Here is a 23,155-nt window from a genome sequence, read left to right as displayed (position 1 = left end):
CGCGATCCCGAGGAGGACCACATGACCCGCGTCGCCCTGCTGCCGCCGGACGAGAGACCCAACACCCGTGGCTACGCGGTCGCCATCGGGGCGTGCGCCGGGTTGGACGTCGTCACCCCACCGCCCGCCGCCATGCCGTCGTTCCGGCGGCCGGCGGACACCGCAGCCCTGGCGCGGTGGCTCCGGGAGATCTCCACGGAGGTCGACCACGTCGTCGTCTCCCTGGAGTTGCTCGTCCACGGTGGGCTGATCCCGTCGCGCAACACCGACGACCGGATCGGGCAGGTGCTGCCCCGCCTCGACGTCCTGCGCCAGATCGACGTGCCGGTCACGGCCTTCGGCGTGGTGACCCGACTGCCGTCGTACGACAACGCCGCCCGCTCCCGCCAGGAACCGGCCTACTGGGCCACGCACGGGGCGCGGCTCGGCGCGTTGTCGACCGTCTGGGACGCGCACGACCTGGGCGAGGCGACGGCCGAGGCGGTCGCCGCCGCTCGTGGGCAGGTGCCGGACGCCGACGTGACCGACCTGGTGCGCCGGCGCGCGCGCAACCACGCCGTGCTGCTCGCCGCGCTGGAGATGGCCTCCGACGGGACCCTGGACACCCTCGTGATCTCGTCCGACGACACCGCGCCGCGGGGACTGCCGGCGGCGGAGCGGCGACAGTTGCAGCGCTGGATCGATCGGCTCGGCGTCGACGTCCTCACCTACCCCGGCGCCGACGAGGTGCCCAGCGTGCTCGTGGCGCGCGTGGCGGCTCAGGTCCGGGGAATCACCCCGAAGATCGCCGTCGACTGCCCGGACGCGGACGGCCTGGACCGGATCGCCCCGTACGAAGACCGGCCCGTGCGGCTCGGCCTCGCCAACCAGGTTCGTGCCCTCGGAGCCGTGGAGGTCGCGGACGCCGACGAGGCCGACCTGGTGGTCGTCGTGCACCCGCCCGCGCCGGAGCCCGGCGACTGGGTGCTCGACCCACCCGACGCGTCCGCCGACACCGGCTGGACGGCCGTGGCGGACGCGGTCGCGGCCCACGTCGCCGCGGGGCGCCGGGTGGCCGTGGCGGACATCCGCTTCGCCAACGGCAGCGACCCCCAGTTGCTCGCCGGGCTCGACGACCGGGGCCTGCTGGGCCGGCTCGTGTCCTACGGCGGCTGGAACACCGCGGGCAACACGATCGGCACCACCCTCGCCGCCGGTGTCACGCCGGCACTGTCGGTCACCCCGCGCGCGCAGGACGCCCGCGACCGGTTCCTCGCCCGCAAGATCATCGAGGACGGGCACTACCTGCCGGTCGTGCGGCGACGCCTGCAACAGGAGGCGGCGCGGCGGGGACTGACCGACCCACCGCTCGACGAGCTGCCCGACGTGCACGCGCGGATCACGCGGGATCTGCACCGGTGGGCGACCGGCACCCGGACGCTGTCCGGCTGGACCGTGACGAACGCGCGGCTGCCCTGGTCGTACACCTTCACCGTCGACTTCGACCTGACGCCGCCGGACGGGGCGGCAACCTGACCGGTTGCCGCCCCGCCGGCGGTGCCGCCGCCGTCACATGCCGGCGCACTGCCCCAGGCTGTCGCCGGTGACGCTGTTGGGCTCGCCCCGGTCGGTCGGTTCGCTGTCGTTCCCGGTGCAGGTCAGTGATCCCGAGATCCGGTTGCCGGACAGCACCACCCAGCCGCCGGTGCCGGCCACGCTCACCGCGCCGCGGACCTGGGCCCGGCGGAGCCACACGGCGCGCGCGTGGTCGGCCTCCACCCCGCCCTGCAGCTGTGAATCCTCCACGAGTACGCCCGCGCCGGGGCCTACGACGATGTCGCCCCGGACGTCGGCGTTCCGGACACAGGTCGTCCCGGCCGAGACGGCGAGGTCGCCGTGGTGCGTTCCGGTGACCGTCCGGTCGCAGGCGGGCGCCACGGGCTCCGGCACCCACCGGTACAGGGTGCTGCCCCGGTTGTAGTAGTAGGTGCCGTTGCGGTCGATGGCCAGGTTCTGCATCCCGCTCTGCAGGACCGTCATCTCCAGAGTCGCGGGGTCGATCTCGAAGAGCCGGCCGGTGGAGGTGCCGACGAGCTTCCCGTGGTGCCAGAAGAGCTCCCGGCCGGTCGCGTAGATCTTGCTGTCGTCCACGCCGAAGTAGGTCTTGCGGAGCACCACCGTGCGGGTGTCCGGGTCGAACTTGAACAGCGCGTTCGCGGTGAAGCCCCACAGGTTGCCGTCGTCGTCGAAGGTGAGGGCCGAGACGTTCTCCTCCCCCGGGACGGGCACGGTCTCGAACACCACATTCCCGGTCGCCGGGTCGAAGACGAACAGCTTGCCCTCGCGGGTGGTCGGTTCGATGCCGATGCCGCCCCAGATGCCGGTGCCGCCGTAGACGAGGCCGTCCCGGTAGGCCAGGGCGAGCGGGGTCTGGTCCTTGACGACGTCGCGGAACACCCGCAGGTCACCGGTCGACGGGTTGAACAGGGACAGCGCTCCGCCGAGCTGCCCGTAGTCCGGCATCGAGCCGATGGCCACGACGTCACCGGCGCTGGCCCAGCCGAGTGGTCGATCCTGGTGACTGCCCAGTGAGACGACCCGGTCGCGGTCCGTCACCGGGTTCGTCGCCGGATCCCACGGCCGGGTGGTGTCGTAGGCGTAGATCCGCGCACCGGGATAGGTGCCGAAGACGAGATGGTCGCCGTGTGCGACGAGCCCCTCGGTCTGTCCGACACCGTTGAGCGGCTCGGTCGCGCCGCTGTCCACGTCCACCCGGGCGATCCCCGGCGGGGATCCGTACCCGCCGACGTAGACGTCGCCGCGCGGGCCGGTCGCCATCGACCGGATCAGGAACGGCGTCAGCTCCGCGTCGCCGCGTACCGCGGCCGTCCGCCCGGTGGCGGGGTTCCAGGCGTGGAAGATCGACTTGCTGGTCGCGGTCACCACGGAGGTGCCGGGGAACCCGTCGGTGCCCAGCTCCATCAGGGCCCAGCCACGGGCCGCGGATCCCTGGAGGTTCATGGAGATCCGGCGCTGCTGCCGGGTGTCGAGGTCGTAGGCGATCACCGCACCGTCGATCGGCGCGATCAGCGCCTCGCGCCGGCGCACGCCGCTGTCCTCGGTGCTCACCTCGGGAGACACCGCCAGACCCACGACCTGGGGTACGACGTCCACCCACGCCTGCTCGGCCAGCGAGTAGACGAGCAGGTCGGTCGAGGGCGTCGGCCGGGCGAAGAGCAGCCCGCCGGAGACGGTCACGTCGTAGAGGAAGGTGTCGGCGTCGTGCCCGGGTGGCAGCGGGATCTCCCGGATCTCGCCGGTGTGCGTGTCGAGGCGGGTGAGGCTGGCCCGCAGCGCGCCGCCACCGGCGTACACGTACCGACCGTCGGAGTCGATGCTGCGCACGTAGATGTTGCCGTCGACCTGCACCCCGTAGTCCTGCCACTGCCCCGTGGCGGGGTCGTAGGCGATCACCTTGCCGTCCGGGTAGGTGCCCCACACCGGCCGGCCACGGTCGTCGAGGGTCGCCGACCACAGGTGCGTCTGACCGAACGGCGCGGTGGCGACGAGTTCGAGGGTGAGGTCGTCCGGGTCGAACCGCCACACCTCCCCCTTGGTCTGGGTGCCGATGTAGATGTCGCGGTCCGGGGTCGTGACGAACGACCAGGACATGATCACGTTCGGCATCGTCCGGCTCATCAACCGCGCACCGGTCACGATGTCCACCGCGCTGAACGTCGAGGGACTGCCACCGCCGATGACCACCCCGATGTCCCGTCCGGCCGAGTCGGTGGTGTAGCCCGCCCCGGCGTTGGTGATGCCGGCGATCGGCTCGCCCAGATCCTGCTCGACACCGGCCGGCGGCTGTGGAGCGGGGCCGGTGGCGGCGAACGCGACCGAGTCGACGAGGCCGTCGGCGGTGCCGACCGAACTGGAGTAGATGACCGGCTCCGCGCTGACCGCGTCGGCCGGCGCCGCGAACGTCGCCGCCTGACGGTCCCACGCCCCGGGTGCCGGGCGCAGCACCTGGTACGGCTGGGCGACCCTGGCGCCGGCGGAGTCGTAGAAGTAGACCGTTGGTTGCAGGACGCCGCTGGCGAGCTTGAGGTCCATCGAGAACGTGTAGCTCGTGCCCCCGGTCACCGGCACGCGCGTGGCTCGCAGCCCCGCGCCGGCAGTCGTGCTCGCGTCGCGCACCCGCAGGCTCCGGGCACCGTCGCTGGCGTCGGTGTCGTCGAGGGAGTAGTACTTCTCCGAGCCGGGCCACACCGGGGCCCAGCCCGTGGGCAGGCCGTCCGGACCCAACTCCTCGAAGCTCGCGTTCGCCAGCAGGTTCCCGCTCGTGCCTGCGGTCACGCCGGTCGTACCGGCGCTCGCGGGTGGCGCCACGAGCGCGACCGGCGCCAGCACCACCGCGCTCAGCATCCACCGGGCCCAGGCCCGGCTCCGTCGGTTGTCGCTCACGAGGACTCTCCCTTCAGTCCGACGCACTGCCCTGACACCTGCCCGGTCACCGTGTTGCGGACGCCGTCGTCGGTCGGCGCCCAGCCGTTCTCCGCGCAGCCGAGCGCGCCGTCGATGGTGTTGCCGGACAGCAGCACACGTCCGCTGGTACGCGTGATCGACACCGCCCCGTCGACGCGGGACCGGGCGATGCTCACCACCCGGGCCTGGTCCGTGGTGACGCCACCGTGCACGCGGGAGTCCTCGATCCGGACACTCGCCCCGGCGCCGACCTGGACGGGACCGTCGACCACCGCGCCGGTGACGCAGGTCTTGCCTTCGGTGACCCGGAGCGGGCCGTCGTGCGTACCGGTGACCGTCGCGTCGCAGTCGCGCGGGTCGTCGGCGGGCTCCCAGCGGAACACGTTGGTGTTGTTCGCGACGTAGATCGTCTCGTCACGGTCCATGCCAGCGATGCGGACGTCCTGCGCCAGGACCAGCCCGTGTTCCAGGGTCTGCGGGTCGAACCAGAACAGCTTCCCGCCTGCGTTGCCGTAGAAGCGGGCGTCCGCGGCGCGGTAGAACAGCTCGGTGCGGAAGCCCCACAGGTTGCCGTCGGCGAATCCGGGGTCGAAGGACCGGGTGACGGTGCGGGTACGCGGGTCGAACTCGAAGACGGTGCCGTCCCCGACCAGGCCCCACACCATGCCGTTCGGGCCGACGGTGAGCGCCTGGACCACGGCGCCGCCGCCCACCACGGGCGCACTCCAGACCTTCTCACCGGCCTCGACGTCCCAGACGAACAGTTCGGCCCGGTCCCGGGTGGGGGTGCTCGACAGCCCGCCGTGGATCGAGGTGCCGCCGACGACGAGCCCGCCGACGGTGGTCAGCGCGGTCACGCTCTGGTCCGGTACGACGTCGCGGTGGAACTGGTACGCCCCGCTGGCCGGGTCGAAGACCACGAGGCCGCCGCCCAGTTCCCCGTAGTCGGGGACGGTGCCGCCGACCACCAGGTCACCGGCCGACACGAGGGTCACCGGCCGGTCCTGCCCGAGCTCGGCGCGGCCGAGCGAGAACAGGTGCCGGGGGTTGCTGCCCCAGTCCCAGGCGGCGTCGCCGCCGACCTCGCCCGCGTAGTACTCCGCGCCGGGATAGCTGCCCACCACGATCCGGTTGCCGTGGGTGGTGATGCTGTCCGCCTGCTTCGGCCCCGACAACTGTTCGAGCTGGCCCGTCCCGCGGTTGACGCGGGCCATGACGCCGGCGCTGAGGTAGGCGCCGAAGTAGACGTTTCCGTCGGGGCCGGCGCCGACGGAGTGGACCGTCGCCGGGGTGCTCCGGATGACGTTCGGCAGGATGTCGCCGGTGCGGTTCTGCAGGTTGTACCGCCAGATCGTGCCGTCGCCCCGCATGCCCACCAGGGTCGTGCCGGGGAACTGGGGCGTGCCGAGCTGCATGGGCTCGAAGGCGCGGGTGGTGCCGAGCGCCGCGGCGAGGGGGCTGTCCTCCCAACCGATGGAGGTCGTCTGCCGGGTGGCGGTGTCGTAGCCCTGGACCTTGTCGCCGGAGGCGTAGAAGAAGCGGCCGTCCACGGCGCCGCGGGTCATGTGGCCGAAGGCGATCGGCTGCCCGATCGTGCCGGTGCAGCACCACTGCCCGGCGGACAGGTCGTAGACGAGGTGGTTCCGGCCGTCCAGGCTCGGTGAGTACTGCACGAACGCCAGGTCGCCGTGCCGGGTGACCCGGTTGATGAAGCTGGCCCTGGACGCCACCGGCTCCGGCAGCGGGATCTCGGTCTTCCCGCCGGTCGCCGGGTCGAGGCTGAACAGGTGCGGGACCGCGCCCGTGCCGACCCAGAGCCTGCCGTCGGCCTCGTCGAAGCCCCAGGCGTAGTCCCCGTCGGTCGTCATACCGCCGTAGTCGCGGAACGCACCGGTGGCGGGGTCGTAGGAGTAGACCTTGGCGTCCGGGTAGGTGGTGCCGTAGAGGATGCCGTCCCTGATCAGCAGCGTCCGCAGCATCCCCTCACCGACCACCCCCGTGGCGATCTTGGTCACCTGGTCGGTCGCGGGGTCGTACCGCCACAGGGTGCCGTCGTTGGGCGCCCGGACGCTGAAGTAGACCAGCCCGGAGTCGTCCACCACGATGGAACTGGCGACGGTGTAGCCCGGGAAGGTCGTGGTGTGCAGCAGCTCGCCGGTGCGGGCGTCGATGGCGTTGAAGCTCACCGGGGTGCCGTCGCTGAAGCCGTAGACGACGGGTGTGCCGTCGGGGCGGACGTCCATCGCCGCGAGCCGCACGTTGGCCGTGTACATCGAGCCGAGGTCCACGAACTCGGCCATCGGGTCGTGCTGCGCGGCGGCGCCGCTCGTATCGGAGGCGGGCGACGCGTGTGCGGGCCCGGCGGACGTGGCGAGTAACGCCACGCCCAGGAGCAGGGCGAGCAGGGCTCTGCGGCGGATGCGTGGGTCGGGTCTGGATGAACCTGGCATGGTGGCACCTTTCGGTCGACGCGGGACGGGACGGTGGGCGAAACGGGCCGGCCCGCTCGCCGGGGCGAGCGGGCCGGGTGGGCGCTACTGGTGTGTCGTCGCGGGATCGAATCGGTAGACGTGGGTGGCGTCGGCGAGGTAGATCCGGCCCTGCCCGTCCATCGCCGACTCCCGTACGCCGGTCTCGACGAGCACCTCGATCGCCAGCGTCCCGGGGTCGAACCGGAAGAGCCGGCCACCGGCGTTGCCGTAGAAGAGCCCGTCGGCCGGGCGGTGGTACAGCGACGAGACCCGGCCCCAGGTGTTGGTGTTGCGCAGGCCGGTCGCGACCGACCGGAGCACCTTCCGTTGACCCGGGTCGTACGCGAAGACGGTGCCGTCGTCGGCCATCCCCCACAGCAGGCCGTCGGGGCCGAACTCGAGCTCGTGGATGACCGTCGCGCCCGGCACGACCACGTCGCTCCACGCCAGCCGGCCGGCCCCCACGTCCCAGGCGAACAGCCGCGCCTGGTCCTGCGTCGGCTCGCTGGACAGCCCGCCGTGGATCGACGTGCCGCCGTAGACGACCCCGTCCCGGTAGGCGAGCGAGACGACGCTCTGGTCGTCGACGACGTCGCGGTGGACCTCGGCGGCCCCGGTGGCGGGGTCGACGAGGGTCAGCGCGCCGCCGAGCTGCCCGTAGTCCGGGACACTGCCGACCGCGAGCCGCTCCCCCGCCGAGGTCATGGCGAAGATCCGGTCCTGGAAGTGCGGCTCGCCCCGGCCGAGCTCCAGCACCTTGCGCGGATTGGTGCCCCAGGCCCAGGGCTGCGCCGGATCGCCGGTGTGCACAACGGCGCCGGGGTAGGAACTCACCGCGATCGTCCCGTTGTGGCTGACGATCGCGTCCGCCTGCTTGGGCCCGCGGATCTGCTCGACCTGCTGCGACTCCTGGTCGATCCGGCTCATCACGCCGCTGCTGAGGTAGGCGCCCAGGTACACGGTGCCATCGGGGCCGACGCCCATGCTGTGTGCCCCGGCGGGTGAGCCCAGCACGTCGGCGGGGACGATCCGGGACCGTCTGGTGGCGAGGTTGTAGTGCCAGAGGCGGCCGTCGGTGTCGATGCCCGCCACGGTCTCGCCGGGGAAGAGCGGTTCGCGCAGGTCGACGAGGCTCATCCCGTACGTGCCCACCGCGTCGGCCAGCTGGGCCGGCAGGGCGCTGTCCTCGAATCCGGTCGAGACGCTGCGGCGGGCGGGCACCTGGTAGCCGGTGAGGGTTCCGCCGGCCATCAGGTAGAAAATGCCGTCGCGCCCCTGGGCGGTGGGTTCCGCGCCGAAGGTGTTGCCGATGACCTGGTCGAGCCACCGCTCGCGCTTCAGGTCGTACACCGCCATGTCGTACGTGCCTCGCGGCGAGAGCCGCACGAAGACCAGGTCGTCGCGGGGCTCGATGCCGATGAACCAGTCGGTGTTCTCGAGCAGGGGCGCGGGCACCGACATCTCGGTGGTCCGACCGGATCGCGGGTCGACCTGGTAGAGGTGGGGCACCGGTCCGGTGCCGGCCCAGACCTTGCCTGCCACGATCCCGACCGAGAAGACGTACGCGGCGTCGGTGGTGAGGCTGCCGTAGTCGCGGAACCGGCCGGTCGCCGGGTCGAACGACACGAGCTTCGCGTGCGGGTAGGTGCCGAAGTACAGGACGCCGTTTGCGTCGAAGGTGGCCGAGTAGAGGGCGGTCTCCCCGGCGATCCCGCCGAGCTGCTCCAGCCGCATGGTGTCCGGGTGGAAGCGGAACACGGCCGCCGGCGTGGGGGCGCGTACGGAGAAGTAGACGGTGCCGTCGGCCGCCAGCTCCACCCAGCCGCCGACGGTGTAGCCGTCGAGCGGGATGGCCGTGATCCGCCTGCCGTCGCGGGCGTCGACGACGGTGAAGCTGGCCGGGGTGCCGTTGGAGATCGCGTAGGCCACCGGCGTGCCGTCGGGCAGTGTGCCGAATTCGGCGTTGCGGACGTTCACGGTGTAGAGCGCCGGCCCCAGGTCGGTGACCTGGCCGGCGGTCGCCACGACAGCGGGGGGTGCCGCCGGGGCGGCGGTGGTCGTCAGCAACAGGAGAAGCGGGAGACAGGCGGCGAGGACGACCGAGCCTCGCCGGAGTCCGCTGGGCAGGAGCGATCGCATGAGGGCACCTCTTCTGTTCGTCCGGATTGCGCCTCGCGGTACTGCAATCGATGGCATAGACAGGGGGAAGGGCGTGCCGCTGAGCGCGTGACGCCGCTACTTGAGGCCGCTCATCATCACGCCGCGGACGAAGAACCGCTGCAGGAGGACGAAGACCACGACGGTGGGGACGAAGGTGATGACGGAGGCGGCCATCGTGGTGGCCAGTTCGGTGTCCTGCTCCTGGAGGCTGTTCAGACCCACCGTCAGCACGTAGTTGCCGGGACTGCGCTGGGACACCAGCGGCCAGAGGAAGTCGTTCCAGTGCCACAGGAAGACGAAGGTGCCGAGCGTGGCCATGATCGGCTTGGTCTGCGGCAGGATGATCGACCAGTAGACCCGGAACTCGCTCGCCCCGTCGATGCGGGCCGCCTCGAGCAGCTCGTCCGGGATCTCCTGGATGAACTGCCGCATCAGGAACATGGCCTGGGCGTTGGCGATGGTGGGGACGACCATCCCCCACATCGTGTCGAGGCCACCCATCTCCGACACCATGATGAACAGCGGGATGAGCGTCAGGTGCCCCGGCACCATGAGCATCGCGACGAACAACCAGAAGACGAACTCCCTGCCCAGGAACCGCTTCTTGGCGAACGCGTAGCCCGCCATCGAGGCGAAGAGCAGGACGAGGACCACCGACGCCAACGAGTAGACCGCCGAGTTGAGGGCCCACTCGTACACCTGGTTGCTGCCGAGGGCGTCGGCGTACGCGTCGAACGAGATGCTGTCCGGCAGCAGCGAGCCCGGCAGCTCCACGCCCTGCTTCGGTTGCAGGGACAGCACGAGCATCGCCCAGAAGGGGAAGAACGTCACCACCGCGCAGAGCGCCAGCGGCACGTGCATCCACAGGGCCCGGCGCCGCCGCCGGTCGGGCCGCCGTACGGGAGGCTGCGGTGTGCTGGCCGTCGGTGGGGCGGGGGCGTGCGCGACCGTGGTGCTCATGCCGACTTCCCCTTGTTCATCAGGCGGTGCTGGATCAGCGAGGTGATGAGGGTGATGACCAGCAGGACGACGCCGGCGGCGCTCGCGTAACCGAAGTCGAAGTAGCCGAAGCCCTGGTCGTAGATCATGTACGTCAGCGAGTAGCTGGCGCGTACCGGGCCGCCGCCGGTCATCACGTAGATGGTGTCGAACACCTGGAAGGATCCGATGATCTCCAGGACCAGGACGAAGAAGAGGGCCGGCTTCAGCAGCGGCAGCGTGACGTGCCAGTAACGGCGCCGCCACCCGGCCCCGTCGACGTGGGCGGCCTCGTAGTACTCGTTGGGGATGGCGAGCATTCCGGCGAGCAGGATGAGCATGTTGTAGCCGAAGCCCTTCCACGCGCTCACGATCGCGAGCGCGGGAATGACCATGGCCTCGCTCTGCAACCAGCCCACGCTCGGGATGCCGACGAGGTTGAGCAGCCAGTTGAGCGGACCGTCGACCTCGAAGATCCACACCCAGATGATGCCGGACATGACCGTGCTGGTGACGACCGGGAGGAAGAAGACGGAGCGGTAGATGCTCATGCCGCGCAGGGTCCGGTCGCACAGCGTCGCCATCGCCAGGGACACACCCATGCTGAGCGGGATGGTGAGCAGGGTGTAGTAGGCCGTGACCTTCAGCGAGTTCCAGAACAGCGAATCGCCGAACAGGCGGGTGAAGTTCTCCGTGCCCACGAAGGTGAAGGTGCCGGCGATCCCGTAGTCGCCCAGGCTGAGGAACATGCCCATGACCGCGGGGATGATCCGGAACACCAGGAAGAAGAGGACGTACGGCAGGATGAACAGGTAGCCGGCGAAGGCGGCTCGCGAGCGCCACCAGGGCCTTCTCGCGCGTCGTGCCCCCGACTGCGGCACTGGCTGGACTGTCCCTACGGCCTGCTCGCTCACCACACCTCCTTCGCCGGTGGTCGCAGGCGTGCCGGATGCGGCCACGCCTGCGACCGTCGAATGTGAATCAGCGGCGCTCGAGGAGCGCGTTGACGTCCTTCTCCGCCGCGGCGAGCGCATCCCCGGGTGCGGTCTTGCCGAGCAGCACGGCCTGCAGGTGCGGCTTGATCAGGTTCATGATCTCCCGCGCCTTCGGGTGGATGACGCCCGACCGGATGACGTCCAGGTGCTTCTCGCCCTCGGCCATCCCCGGGTTGTCCGCGTACAGCCCCGTGACGGACTTCCTCGGCGCGTAGTAGCCGTTCTTCTGGTCGAAGGACCGCATGTGCTCCGGGCTGGTCAGGAAGTCGATCCACGCCTTCGACGCGGCCTTGGCGTCGCTGCCGGCCAGCACCGACAGGCCACCCACCGAGCCGGCGGCGACCTGCACCTTGTCGGTGAGCGGCTGGCTGACCACCAATTCCTCCGGCTTGAACAGCTTCGCCAGGCTGGCGGTCGTGTTGTTGGGCGAGTAGGCCTGCTTGCCCTGCCCCAGCGCGCTCTGCTCCAGCGTCTCGGCCGTGGTCAGGCTCTGCTGCGAGGTCCACCCGTTGTCGACCAGCTTCTTGACGAACTCCAGGGCCCGCAGCCCCTCGGGGCTGTTGAACGCCGCCTTCTTGCCGTCGGCGGTCAGGACCTCACCGCCGGCCTGCCAGAGGTAGGGGTAGAAGCTGTGGTTGAGGGTGAGGGTCTGGGCGGCCACGTAGTCGGTCGGGACGTATCCGGCGGCCTTCACCTTCGGCGCCATCTGCTCGATGTCCGCCCAGGTCTCCGGGCACTTCTCCACCCCGGAGGCGGCGAGCACCTTCTTGTTGCACACGCCGATCAGCGCCTGCATCAGCAGCGGCACACCGTAGAGCTTCCCGTCCCACGACATCGCGTCGAGCGCCGCCGGCGTGAAGTCGTCCCGGTCGTCGGCGATGACGTCCTCGACGGGCTCCAGCACGCCCTCGACGGCGAACTTCGGGATGAAGTCGGGGTTGAAGTAGACGACGTCGGGGCCCTGCTTGCCGGCGATCGCCGTGACGAGGGTTTCCTCGCGGTTGGTGAACGGTTGCACCACGACGTCGACGTCGACCTTCGGGTACTTCTGCTTGAACTGCTCGACCACCGGATCCCAGTAGCTGTCCTTGCCGCTGTCCCCGATGGGGTAGGTCCAGAAGGTCACCGAACCCTCGACGGCACCCGGATCCGTCGGCATCGCGCTGTCCCCGCCGCTGCAGCCGGCGACGGCCAGCGTCATCGTCAGCGCCACGGCGCCCAATCGGAGTCTGGAATTACCGCTCATGCCGCCCCCTCTTTTCTGAAACAGCCTGCCCCCGCCTGCTCTTTATCGTGCAATCGGTTGCAGAGAACCTAGCGTCGGCACCGCCACCGGTCAAGGGCATCGATAGGCCGAACTGTTCCCGGCGCGCGGGGGTCGTCAGTGCAGGGTGGCCGGTCGACGACCGACGAGCGGCCACCGTCCCGCCGGGGTCCGCACCCGCCCCTCACCGCGACGCGCCCGCCGGCCCGGTCACGCCAGCAGGTCGTAGGACTCCACGCTCACCTCGTGTTCGAGCGGTGCGCCGGCCACGAACCGGCACAGCTCGTCGACCACGATCCGACCCTGCGTCTGTCGCGCCTCGACCGTGCCGCCCGCGACGTGCGGCGTGACGACGACGTTCGGCAGCCCCAGGAACGCACTCGTCGCCGGCAACGGCTCGGTGTCGAACACGTCCAACCCGGCCGAGAGCCGGCCCGGCACCAGCTCCGCGAGCAGGGCCTCCTCGTCGACGACCCAGGAGCGGGCCGTGTTGACCACGATCGCGCCGTCCGGCAGCGCGGCGAGTTCGCCCCGGCCGACGAGGTGCCGGGTCTCCGGGGTGGACGGCGCGTGCACGGCGACGACGTCGCTGCACCGGAACAGCTCCGCCAACCCGACCAACTCCACCCCGTGCCCCGCGGCCACCGCCGGGTCGGCGTACGGGTCGTACGCGCGCAGCGCCGACGCCCCCAACGCCCGCACCATCCGCGCGTACTCCCGCCCGGTGCGGCCGAAACCGACGATCCCGACGTTGCGCGCCGCCAGCGCCCGCCCCAGTACCGGCTGCCGTGCCGCCGCCCAGTCCCGTTCCGTCCACAGGGCACGGTCGTGCCGGTGCAGGTTCCGCAGCAGGGCGAGGGTCAGGGTGAGCGCCATCTCGGCGACGGCGGGCGCCATGGCCGCCGCGCCGGCCTGGCAGACCCGCAGCCCGGACCGGAGGACCGCGGCCGGGAACAGCCGACGGATCGAACCGGCCGAGTGCAGGGCGAGTCGCAGCCGCTCGCCACGCAGTCGAGCCGGGTCGAACGGCGTCGTGCTCCACGACGTGACGACGACGTCGAACCGGTCGGCGGCGGCCGGCGGCAGCACCGTCCCCCGGTCGCCGTCGCCGAACTCGACGACCGCGTGGTCGTGGAGTCGCTCCTGGGACTCCGGCGCGAACAGCAGGTCGTACTCGTCGGGGGCGACGACGACGCAGAGGGTCGGCTTGGTCATGGCGGGCAGGTCTCCTCGGGGGTGTCGACAGCGGCCAGGCGCCCGCGCAACCACGCGTAGCAGGCGTCCAGGACGTGGTCGGGGTGGGCGTGTCCGGTGTTGTGGTAGAGGGTCTCCAGGCCGGGCGGTCCGGGCCACCGTCGGGCGGCCCGCTCGACCAGAGGGTGGTTGTGCCATCCGTCCGAGGCGCCGCCGCCGGCGAGCAGGAACGGTCGGGGCGCGACCAGGGCGAGCAGGTCGTCGTGGTCGCGGTCGGGCGGCACCGCGCCGCCGAGGTACCAGGGATCGGCCCAGTTCGAGTACGCCAGGCCCAGGCCCGGTTCGTGCGCGACTCCCGCGGCGATCCGCGTGTCCAACGCGGTCAGGTGCAGTGCCAGCTTCCCGCCGAGCGAGTGGCCGAAGGCACCGATCCGCCGGGGCGCGACCCACGGTACGCAGGCGAGGGCGTCCACCGCGAGGAACAGATCGGCCAGGCTGCGGCCCAGACCGGTGATCGCCAACGAGTCCGCGTGCGACGCGGCACTCGGTCCGTACCGTTCGCTCAGCGAGGCCGCTCCCGTTCCCGGATCGAGCACGTACTCGAACCACCACGGCACGGCGAGGACCGCGAAGCCGCGCGCGACGAGGTGCCGGGCGTAGGCCTGGGATCCCCGTTGGGCGGGACCGCGGCCGGCGGTGCGGGCGCACGGCTCACCGAACAGGGTGGCCACCTCGTAGAACGGCACGACCACGGCCGGGCGGACGTCCTCACCCGCCGGCCGGACCAGCTCCGCCCGCATCGTCGTCCCGTACGAGGTCAGGTCGACGGGACAGCGCAGCGTCCCGTCGGCGGCCCGCCGCGCCGAGCCGATCTCCCACGACCCGTCCGGATCGCGGACCGCACCCAGCCACCGCCGCCACCAGTCCCGGCCCTGCTCCGGCTCGTGATGCTCGTCAGCGGCACCATCCGGGTTCACCGGGCCAGGGTAAGGCCACGCATAGCTCGACTGCAATCGGTTGCTCCGGGGAGATGACCGAGCGATCCCCGCGCACGGCAAGCCCATCGGACATGGCTAACGTGCAGCAGGTCCATTCCAGGCAGGACAGTCCGACAACCAGGGAGGCTCTTGACGTGCAACCGATTGCAGGCGAGGCTGGGGGCAGTTGGCCGTCGACTTCGAAGAGGGCAGTCGCGTGAGACGGATCGGAATCATCGGCACCGAGAACTCGCACGTCGACCACTTCATCCGCTTCCTGAACACCGAGCAGCGGCACCCCGGCAACCGGGTGGTGGCCCTGGCCGGTGGCCCGACCGACCGCAACGCGGCGTTGTCCGAGACCGGCGGCATCGAACTCGTCGTCGACGAGCCGAGCGACCTGATCGGACGGGTCGACGCGGCGATCGTCAGCAGCCGCGACGGACGCCACCACCGGAAACAGGCCGAGCCACTGCTGGACGCCGGGCTGCCGGTGCTGGTCGACAAGCCCCTGGCCGCATCGGTCGACGACGCCCAGGCGATCCTCGCGGCCGCCGCGCGCGGCCACGCGCCGCTGGTGTCCTGCTCGGCCCTGCGGTTCGTCCCCGAGGTCGCCCGGCTCACCGACCCACAGGAACGGATCGGTCGGCTGCGCCAGCTCGCCGTCATCGGCCCGGCCGATCCCGACAGCGAGTGGGCAGGCCTGTTCTTCTACGGCATCCATCAGGTCGAACTGGCCCTCCAACTGCTCGGCGACCCGCACGTCGAGCCCGAGTCGGCATCGGTCGACCTGGTCCGCGAAGGCGACACCACGGTGGCCCTCACCCGGATCGGCGACGTCGTGGTGACCTTCACCTTCGTCACGCCCACCGACGACCGCGTCCCGTTCCAGGTGGTGGCCACCGGGACGCGCGGCGTACTGACCGAGTCCCCGACGATCGGCCCCGACTACAACGCCCCCGCGCTCGCCCGGTTCGTCGACGCCTGCGACCAGGGGCGGTCACCGGTCGATCCGCGCGCCCTGCTCTCCCCGATCGTGGTCATGGCGGCGATCACCGACGCGCTGACCAGCCGGTCCTAGGAAAGGACGGAAACATGCCCCCACCCCACGGTCCGCTCCGCGTCGGCGTCATCGGGGTCGGCGTCATCGGCAGGGCCCACGTCCAGCGCCTGGTCAGCGGCGCCGCCGACGCGACGCTGGTCGCGGTCGCCGACGAGAACACCGGACACGCCGACGCCGTCGCAACCGAGTTCGGCGTCGACGCCACCCGGTCGGTGCCGGAGCTGCTCGCCCGCCCGGACGTCGACGCCGTGATCGTGGCGATCCCGAGCGGCCTGCACGCGGCCGTCACGGTCGCCGCGCTCGAAGCGGGCAAGCACGTGCTGCTGGAGAAGCCGATCGACGTGACGGTCGAGGCCGCGGATCAGATCCTCGACGCGGAGAAGCGGTCGGGCCGGACCCTGAGCGTCGTGAGCCAACGTCGGTTCGCCGAGGCGAACCAGTTCGTCTTCCGCGCCATCCGCGACGGTCACCTGGGGCGGATCACGTCCGCCACCTTCGAGGTCGCGCTCTGGCGCAGTCAGGAGTACTACGACGCCGGCGACTGGCGTGGCACCTGGGCCCTCGACGGCGGCGGCGCCCTGATGAACCAGGGCGTGCACCTGGTGGATCTGGCGCTGTGGCTGCTGGGCGAGGTCGACGAGGTGTTCGCGTACACCGACCTGCTCGCCCACGAACGCATCGAGGTCGAGGACACCGTCACCATCACCGCCCGGCTGCGCAGCGGCGCGCTGCTGACCTTCCTGGCGACCACCGCCGCCTACGACAGCGTCCCGATCCGCTACGCGGTCTTCGGTGACGGCGGGTCGGTGGTGGTGGAGGCGGAACAAGTCACCCACTACACCTCGAGGCACGGCGGGCAACCACCCGGCCCGGACGGCGTACCGACCGACCAGCAGCTGGCCCAGCTCACCGATTTCGTCACCGCGGCCCGCACCGGTGGCCCGCCGCTGGTCACCGCCGCCCAGGCGCGGGCGGCCGTGGCCTTCATCGAGGCGGTCTACCAGTCGGGTCGGGCCGGGAAACCGGTACGCATCCACTGACCGAAGGAGCGAAACGTGGACCCGCACCCCGCACTGACCGCCGTCATCGCCCGGCAGACGCCGCTGACCTGGACGTTCATCGGCGACAGCGTGACCGCCGGGACCTGGCACACCTACGGCGCCCGGTCGTACCCCGAGCTGTTCACCGAACGCCTGCGCGAGCTGGGTCGGACCGCGGACGCGTTCGTCAACACCGCCGTGAGCGGCTACACCGTCACCGACCTCGACGAGCGTCTCGACCGGCTCGCCCTGCGCTTCCGGCCGGACGTCGTGGTGGTGGGCATCGGACTCAACGACACGAAGCACGGCGAGGCCGGCCTGGCCGCGTTCTCGTCCACCTACCGGTCGGTCGTCGAGCGGCTCCGCACCGGGGCGGACAGCCTGGTCGTGGCCCAGACCCCGAACGACACCCTGCCGACGGCTCCCGAGCACGTCGTCGAGCACCTCCCCCGCTACGTCGACGCGATCCGGGCCGTCGCCACCGACACCGCGGCGCCCCTGGTCGACCACTACGCCGTGTGGACCGACACCGACCGGCCGGCGCCCGAGCACTGGTACGCCATGGGGTGCCACCCCGGCCAGCACGGTCACCGGGCCATGGCCCGCACCCTGCTCGACGCCTTCGGGGCCTGGGATCCCACGAGCCGCTCCGGCCGCCTCACGATTCCCTGACCCACGGACGAAGGCAGCAGCAGCGTGCCGGGCAGGACCCACTCGATCCCAGACGCGGAATGGAAGGTGCCGATGACCACGACGGTGCAGGCCAGGACGACCGACCCGCTGACACTCTTCCGTACCGGCACGGTGATTCCCGCGCATCCTCTGGCGCTGGACGCCCACCTCAAACTCGACGAACGCCGCCAACGCGCCCTCACCCGCTACTACCTGGAGGCCGGCGCCGGCGGCGTCGCCGTCGCCGTACACACCACCCAGTTCGCCATCCACGAGCCCCGCCACGGCCTGCTCCGGCCCGTCCTCGAACTGGCCGCCACCACCGCCGCCGAGTACGAGACCCCCGACACCATCCTCGTCGCCGGCGCCTGCGGGCCGACCCGACACGCCGTCGCCGAGGCGGAGCTGGCCGCCGAACTCGGCTACCACGCGATCCTGCTCGCCCCGTACGGCGCCGGCGACCTCACCGAGGACGAGCTGGTCCAGCGGGCGGCGGCGGTGGGCGAGGTGCTGCCGGTGATCGGGTTCTACCTGCAACCGGCCGTCGGCGGCCGGGTTCTGTCCCGGTCGTTCTGGACCAGCCTGGCGGACCTGCCGTCGGTCATCGGCATCAAGGTCGCCCCGTTCGACCGGTACGCGTCGCTCGACGTCATCCTCGGCGTGGCCGCGTCGGTGCGCAGCACCGACATCGCCCTCTACACCGGCAACGACGACCACATCGTCGGCGACCTGCTCTCGCGCTACCCCGTCGACGGCTCCCGGGAAATCGAGTTCGTCGGTGGGCTGCTCGGTCAGTGGTCGGTGTGGACGCAGCGCGCGGTGCACCTGCACCGGACCGCCCGGCGGGCGAAGGCCGGCGACCCGGACGCGCTGCGCGAGGCGTTCGCCACCGAACTCGCCCTCACCGACGCCAATGCCGCCATCTTCGACGTCGCCGGCAGGTTCCACGGCTGCCTCTCCGGCATCCACGAGGTGCTGCGCCGGCAGGGGCTGCTCGCCGGGCTGTGGTGCCTGGACGAGCGCGAATCGCTCAGCCCGGGTCAGCTCGCGGAGATCGACCGGGTGTGGCGGGCGTACCCGCATCTGCGCGACGACGACTTCGTCGCCGAGCACCTCGACCGCTGGCTGTCGTGAGCGCCACGGCAGGGTCGGGGCCACGGCTCTCGCTGGGCAGCCTCGCGGCCGCACCGCGGGGGTGCGGTGGCTGGATCGGGCCGGCGGTGGACCCGCGCGCGGTGCGGGTCGGCATGGTGCACCTCGGCATCGGTGCCTTCCACCGGGCACACCAGGCGACCTTCACCGAACTGGCCGCGGCCGCCGCCGGCCGCGACGACTGGGGTATCACCGCGGTGACGCAACGCTCCACGGCCGTACGCGACCAGTTGACGGCGCAGGCCGGCCTCTACTCCGTGCTGGAGCGCGGGCCGGCAGCCGCGCCCCTGCGGGTGGTCGGCAGTGTCCGGGAGGTCCTCGCCGGGCCGCACGATCCGGCGGCGGTCGTCGACCGCCTCGCCGATCCCGCCGTCCGGCTGATCACCCTCACGGTCACCGAGAAGGGCTACCGGCGAGGCGGCGACGGCCGGTTGGACCTGACGGATCCGGAGGTCGTCGCCGACCTGCGGGGCCGCCCGCCCCGCACCGCCGTCGGTCAACTCGTCCGCGGGCTGCGACGACGGCAGGCACTCGACGCCGGTCCGGTCACGATCCTGTCCTGCGACAACCTGGTCGGCAACGGCAGGGTCCTGCGCCACCTGGTGCACGACTTCCTGGCCGCGCTGCCGTCGGCCGAGGGCGACGTGCTCGCCGACTGGATCGCCGGGGCGGCACGTTTTCCGTCCTGCGTGGTCGACCGGATCGTCCCGGCCACCACCCCCCGGGACCGTGCCGAGGCCGCGGCGATCCTGGGTCTGCGCGACGAGGGCCTCGTGGTCGCCGAGCCCTTCCGGCAGTGGGTGATCGAGGACGACTTCGCGGCCGACCGACCGGCCTGGGAACTGGCCGGAGCGGTGCTCACCGATGACGTCGCCGCCTGGGAGGCCGTCAAGCTGCGCATGCTCAACGGCACCCACTCCCTGCTCGCCTATCTGGGCGCGCTGCGCCGACACGAGACGATCGCGCAGGCGCTCGCCGACGACGACCTCGCCGCGACCGCCGACGCGCTGATGGCCGAGGACGTCGCGCCCACGCTGCGCGTCCCGCGGGGACTGGATCTGGACCGCTACCGACGCGAGGTCCTCACCCGCTTCGCCAACCCGGCGCTGCGGCACCGCACCGCCCAGGTGGCGATGGACGGGTCCCAGAAGCTGCCGGTCCGGCTGGTGGGCACCGTTCGGGACCGCCTCGCCGCCGGTGTGGTGCCCCACCATGCCGCGCTGGCGATCGCCGCGTGGATGACGTACGTCGCCGACGTCCGCGACAGGGCGGTGCCGTTGGAGGACCCGTTGGCCGACCGGCTGTGCGCCGCGGTGGTGGCCGGCGGCAGCGATCCGCACCGCCTGGTCAGTTCCTTCCTGGACGTCCGGGAGGTCTTCGGGGCTGACCTCCGGGACCACGACGGTCTGCGGGCCGCCCTGGTCGACCACGTCGCCCGCCTGCGGTGCGACACCACCGCTCCGGCGTAGGGCTCGGCGACCGCCGTGCTGGAAGCATGGCCGCCCCGGGGCGGTGAGCCAGCCGCCCCGGGGCCGCACACCGTGCTGGTCGCCCTGCTTCAGGTCCGGTCCGCGCGCGGCACACATGGACTGCGCACCGCCGCACGCGGTGTCGCCGCCGGCGGCGTCCTCCTGGCCCTGGCGTGCGCGCTGTACGCGGCCGCCGCCGTCGACGGCGTCGCACTCGCCGTGTTGCTGCACGACATCAGGCGCGTGCCGAACAGCGCCCGTTCGTGACGGTCGCACGGGCGCCTTCGGCTACGTCATCGGGCGTCACGACCCTTCGAGAAACGGCACCTGGCACTCGCTCCAGTCGGGCGAGCCGTGCTGCCAACCAGTTGGCCGCCTTCCGACCTGGAGCGGGATGATCGGCCCCCCGTCGGCGAGAGGCGCATACCGGTCGGGCTGTCCGGTGAGCAGGTGGCACTCGTTGTCGACGGCGGCGAGCAGAGCGCTCGCGGCGTCGAAGCGCCCCAGCATGAGGTGCGCCATGGCGCACGCCCGCCAGTTGAGGGGGTCGACCGTCAGCACCGCGGCGGCCGGATGGTTGACGACCATGTCGAGGCGGTCCGCGTCGGCCAGCCGAAACGCCTCGGCAAGGCACGCCACCGGCAGCCCGAACATGCACCCCTCGTCGGCCACCTCGGCAATCACCTCGCCCACGTCGATCGACTCCTCGGCGAACGCGAGGATCGCCGAGGAGTCGAGGATCACCCGGATCGGGAGGCCGTTCAGGCGGCGCGGAGGAGAAACCCGGTCTGCCGGCACCTCAGCCTCCACGACGATGCGGTGCGCCACGCCGGCCCGAGCCTTGCGGGGCGTCGACGACCGACTCCCCGCCAGCGCCACGGCGGGGCGAATGACCGGCACCGCTTCGCTGCGGCCGTGTCGTAGCTGGTTTCGACACCGGAGTGATCCCTTCTGACGGTGTACGCATGCGGAAGGCAGACAGGCACGGCGGTGACGGGAAGAGGTCAGCCGCCGACAGATTCGCGTCGGGTGAGCTGCGCCGGCGTCCCGCCCGCTCCTGGGCTGCGCCACATCGGGTAGGCGGTGCTCCCGTCGGGGAGCGTGAAGGGCTCATGGGCGACGTAGCCGTGCCGGGTGTAGAGGTCACGTTCGGTGAGGGTGGTTGCCTCGGTGTAGGCGGGCAGCAAGGCGTGGTCCATCCGGGCGTGGCTCGTGGTGAGCAGGGCGCCGGCGCGGTTGACGCCTCGCCGGTCCGGCGTGGCAGCGAAGAACGCCAGGTGGTTGTGGGGGCCGGTGGGCCGATGGGCGGCCAGGACGCCGTCGAGGCAGAGGAAACGATCGAGGTGGTCGCCGCAGGCAACGGCGAGCCGTTCGCCGTATCCGGTCGGTGGCGGGATCCGGCCGTACCGGTGGAACCAGACCGCGGCGGCGGAGTGGTCGTCGAGGAGGTAGGCCTCGCCGAAGAGGAGCGCGTGCTCGGTCCAGATCCGGGTGACGGCGCGGAGCACGTCGTGTCGACGGCACTCGTCGGGTACGAGCCATGCCCCGATGGCGCTGGTGGCGAGGGCAGCGGCGACGAGGTGGACGACCTCGCCGATGTCGCACCACCGGGCACGTCCGAGCGGCAGGGTTTCCTTCATGACTTCTCCTCTTCACGGGTACGGCTGGTCGACAGACGGAGCAGCCGCAGGGCAGATGGACTTGTTCGATCAGGCCCGGCCCGCGCCGGCCGACAACGGTGCCGGGAGTCCAGGCGGCTTGATCAGTACGACGGAAGGCGCCGGGTCGATGCAGGGCATCGCTCCCCCGCCCGGACGCGGGCCCACGCCCCTCGTCGTGCGGACACGGCATCTGGTCGTTCGCCCGCCCCCGAGTCCGGTGGCCACAGCGACGACCCGTCAGCGGACCGTCCAGGCGATCGTGGTGATGCCGACGCCGCCAGCGGTACGGCTCGTCATCGCGACAGCGACCACCACTGCCCGAAGCGGGTTGCCGACATGGCGAACCGCTACCCGTACGCCGTCCGTTGGGTCTTTCCGCCTCCGATGACTTCCGGTGGTGACGGCGACGATGCGTCCGGGGCCGGGCGCAAGGGCTCAGGCGGGTCGGGTATCGGGCTGGCGCGGCCGGTCCGCGAGTTCCTCGCCGCGGCTGGCGCACCAGCCCTGGGACTCGGGTTCTGGGGCCCACGAACCCAGTGCGGTGTCGGCGGCGGTGCCGGTCCACCCGCCGGCGGAGCTGTTGCCCGCCGAGCTGCCAGACGCGGCCGGCGTGACACCGGGAACGTGGGCCGGCGAGGGCTGCCGGATCGGGTGGCTCGCCTCGGTTGCGCCGGCGCCCGGCGCACCGGCGGGCGTCGACTCCCCCGTCGCGGGTGACGTGGTTGCCGCGCTGCTCGGGATGTGTGGCATGACGCCCGGGATCATCGGCGGCACGGGCATCGGGCCCTCGTCAGTGGCGGGTAGCGTGACGGCCGGCACGTCTTCGGCCGGCGCAGGCACGACATCCGCCGGATCGCCGGCCGGGGGCCGGGGCGCGACGGGTGGGCCGACGATCGGCCGGGTCAGCTCGAGCACCGGCGCCAGGGCGGGCGCCAGGGCCTCGACGACCGGCTCGACCACCGGACGAACGACCGCGCCGACCGGCTCGACCACCGGACGAACGACCGCGCCGACCGGCTCGAGCGGGCCGGCCTCGGCGGCCTCCCGTACGGCGGGCGGGGCATCGCCCACGACCCGACGCGTCACCGGTTCGGCCACCTCGGTGACTGAGTCCACTCCGTCGGGCGGGATCGCGCCCACCGGCGCCTTCCCCCGCGCCGCCGGGCCGACGCCCACAGCGACGATGGCCGGGGATCCACGGTCGGCGGCCGACGAGGCAGTGCAGGACAGCGAACCGTCCGCGATGGCCCCGGCGCTGTCAAGCAGATCGCCCAACGTACACAGGCGGGGCGGTCCGGCAGCGTAGGCAGGCTCTTCCGCTGTCGCCTCGGCCATGCCCCAGGCTCCGAGGACGCCACCGACCACCAGCGCCCCCCGCAGCATCGTCCGGGCAAATCGGCCGCGAACCCGCACCACACGCACCTCCGGGGACTGCTCTTCCCGACCACGCCGATTGTGCCAACAGTGAACGCATCGACACGCTCCGACACGCGAACGGACGGCACCCGCCGGCCACGGCGACGTCCCCGGGCCGGTCGAGGCGGGCCTGCTCGCGTCGGCGAAGCCGCCCGGGGCGTTGAACCCCACCAGCGGTA

The 23,155-nt window shown here is 71.9% G+C and carries 18 protein-coding genes; 7 read left to right on the top strand and 11 right to left on the bottom strand.

Annotation, left to right across the window (positions count from 1 at the left end; all coding sequences use genetic code 11):
- The first annotated feature begins 21 nt into the window (after positions 1-21).
- Complete coding sequence (locus tag ACGF5G_RS30680) at positions 22-1,515, top strand: DUF4127 family protein (RefSeq protein WP_393269189.1); 1,494 nt, start codon at positions 22-24, stop codon at positions 1,513-1,515.
- A 33-nt stretch (positions 1,516-1,548) separates the two neighbouring features.
- On the opposite strand, the gene ACGF5G_RS30675 is transcribed toward ACGF5G_RS30680, so the two are convergent.
- The 8 genes from ACGF5G_RS30675 to ACGF5G_RS30640 all read right to left on the bottom strand — a co-directional run bounded on the left by ACGF5G_RS30675 (position 1,549) and on the right by ACGF5G_RS30640 (position 14,503).
- Complete coding sequence (locus ACGF5G_RS30675) at positions 1,549-4,443, bottom strand: carbohydrate binding domain-containing protein (protein WP_393269188.1); 2,895 nt, start codon at positions 4,441-4,443, stop codon at positions 1,549-1,551.
- Positions 4,440-6,914, bottom strand: coding sequence for a hypothetical protein (locus ACGF5G_RS30670; RefSeq protein ID WP_393269185.1), 2,475 nt, complete (start codon positions 6,912-6,914; stop codon positions 4,440-4,442). The genes ACGF5G_RS30675 and ACGF5G_RS30670 overlap by 4 nt, the downstream gene beginning before the upstream one ends.
- A gap of 84 nt (positions 6,915-6,998) precedes the next feature.
- Positions 6,999-9,074, bottom strand: coding sequence for a hypothetical protein (locus ACGF5G_RS30665; protein ID WP_393269182.1), 2,076 nt, complete (start codon positions 9,072-9,074; stop codon positions 6,999-7,001).
- 96 nt (positions 9,075-9,170) lie between these two features.
- Positions 9,171-10,055, bottom strand: coding sequence for a carbohydrate ABC transporter permease (locus tag ACGF5G_RS30660; protein ID WP_393269179.1), 885 nt, complete (start codon positions 10,053-10,055; stop codon positions 9,171-9,173).
- Positions 10,052-10,987 carry a carbohydrate ABC transporter permease gene (locus tag ACGF5G_RS30655; protein WP_393269176.1) on the bottom strand — a complete coding sequence of 312 codons (936 nt, stop codon included), beginning with the start codon at positions 10,985-10,987 and terminating at the stop codon, positions 10,052-10,054. The genes ACGF5G_RS30660 and ACGF5G_RS30655 overlap by 4 nt, the downstream gene beginning before the upstream one ends.
- A 67-nt stretch (positions 10,988-11,054) precedes the next feature.
- Entirely contained in the window at positions 11,055-12,314 is a 1,260-nt protein-coding gene (locus tag ACGF5G_RS30650; protein WP_393269172.1) for an ABC transporter substrate-binding protein, read from the bottom strand.
- 228 nt (positions 12,315-12,542) lie between these two features.
- Positions 12,543-13,547: a hydroxyacid dehydrogenase gene (locus tag ACGF5G_RS30645; protein WP_393269170.1), complete on the bottom strand. Its 1,005-nt coding sequence runs from the start codon at positions 13,545-13,547 to the stop codon at positions 12,543-12,545.
- Positions 13,544-14,503, bottom strand: a complete 960-nt coding sequence (locus tag ACGF5G_RS30640) for a dienelactone hydrolase family protein (protein WP_393269168.1) — start codon at positions 14,501-14,503, stop codon at positions 13,544-13,546. Before ACGF5G_RS30640 ends, ACGF5G_RS30645 begins: the two co-directional genes overlap by 4 nt.
- A gap of 217 nt (positions 14,504-14,720) precedes the next feature.
- Between ACGF5G_RS30640 and ACGF5G_RS30635 the strand changes: the two genes are divergently transcribed.
- The 6 genes from ACGF5G_RS30635 to ACGF5G_RS30610 all read left to right on the top strand — a co-directional run bounded on the left by ACGF5G_RS30635 (position 14,721) and on the right by ACGF5G_RS30610 (position 20,166).
- Positions 14,721-15,584, top strand: coding sequence for a Gfo/Idh/MocA family protein (locus ACGF5G_RS30635; RefSeq protein WP_393269165.1), 864 nt, complete (start codon positions 14,721-14,723; stop codon positions 15,582-15,584).
- 14 nt (positions 15,585-15,598) lie between these two features.
- Entirely contained in the window at positions 15,599-16,606 is a 1,008-nt protein-coding gene (locus ACGF5G_RS30630) for a Gfo/Idh/MocA family protein (protein WP_393269162.1), read from the top strand.
- Between the two features lie 15 nt (positions 16,607-16,621).
- Positions 16,622-17,278, top strand: coding sequence for an SGNH/GDSL hydrolase family protein (locus ACGF5G_RS30625; RefSeq protein WP_393269160.1), 657 nt, complete (start codon positions 16,622-16,624; stop codon positions 17,276-17,278).
- Positions 17,279-17,350: 72 nt separating this feature from the next.
- Positions 17,351-18,412, top strand: a complete 1,062-nt coding sequence (locus tag ACGF5G_RS30620; protein WP_393269158.1) for a dihydrodipicolinate synthase family protein — start codon at positions 17,351-17,353, stop codon at positions 18,410-18,412.
- On the top strand, positions 18,409-19,899 hold the full coding sequence (locus tag ACGF5G_RS30615; RefSeq protein WP_393269155.1) for a mannitol dehydrogenase family protein: 1,491 nt from the start codon (positions 18,409-18,411) through the stop codon (positions 19,897-19,899). The genes ACGF5G_RS30620 and ACGF5G_RS30615 overlap by 4 nt, the downstream gene beginning before the upstream one ends.
- A gap of 15 nt (positions 19,900-19,914) precedes the next feature.
- The gene (locus tag ACGF5G_RS30610; protein ID WP_393269153.1) at positions 19,915-20,166 is read left to right on the top strand and encodes a hypothetical protein; all 252 of its coding nucleotides are present in this window, start codon (positions 19,915-19,917) and stop codon (positions 20,164-20,166) included.
- A gap of 36 nt (positions 20,167-20,202) precedes the next feature.
- Here the strand turns inward: ACGF5G_RS30610 and ACGF5G_RS30605 are convergent, their stop codons facing one another.
- From ACGF5G_RS30605 to ACGF5G_RS30595, 3 genes are all read right to left on the bottom strand, one after another.
- On the bottom strand, positions 20,203-20,727 hold the full coding sequence (locus ACGF5G_RS30605) for a hypothetical protein (RefSeq protein ID WP_393269151.1): 525 nt from the start codon (positions 20,725-20,727) through the stop codon (positions 20,203-20,205).
- Positions 20,728-20,903: 176 nt separating this feature from the next.
- Positions 20,904-21,539 (bottom strand): hypothetical protein, encoded by a 636-nt coding sequence (locus ACGF5G_RS30600; RefSeq protein ID WP_393269148.1) that lies wholly within the window; start codon positions 21,537-21,539, stop codon positions 20,904-20,906.
- A gap of 456 nt (positions 21,540-21,995) precedes the next feature.
- Complete coding sequence (locus ACGF5G_RS30595; protein ID WP_393269145.1) at positions 21,996-22,973, bottom strand: hypothetical protein; 978 nt, start codon at positions 22,971-22,973, stop codon at positions 21,996-21,998.
- Between the last annotated feature and the right edge of the window lie 182 nt (positions 22,974-23,155).

Origin of the sequence: Micromonospora sp. NPDC047730 (genome assembly GCF_043204765.1) — a bacterium.
Classification (GTDB): Bacteria; Actinomycetota; Actinomycetes; order Mycobacteriales; family Micromonosporaceae; genus Micromonospora.
This window is presented reverse-complemented; position numbering and strand designations above follow the sequence as displayed.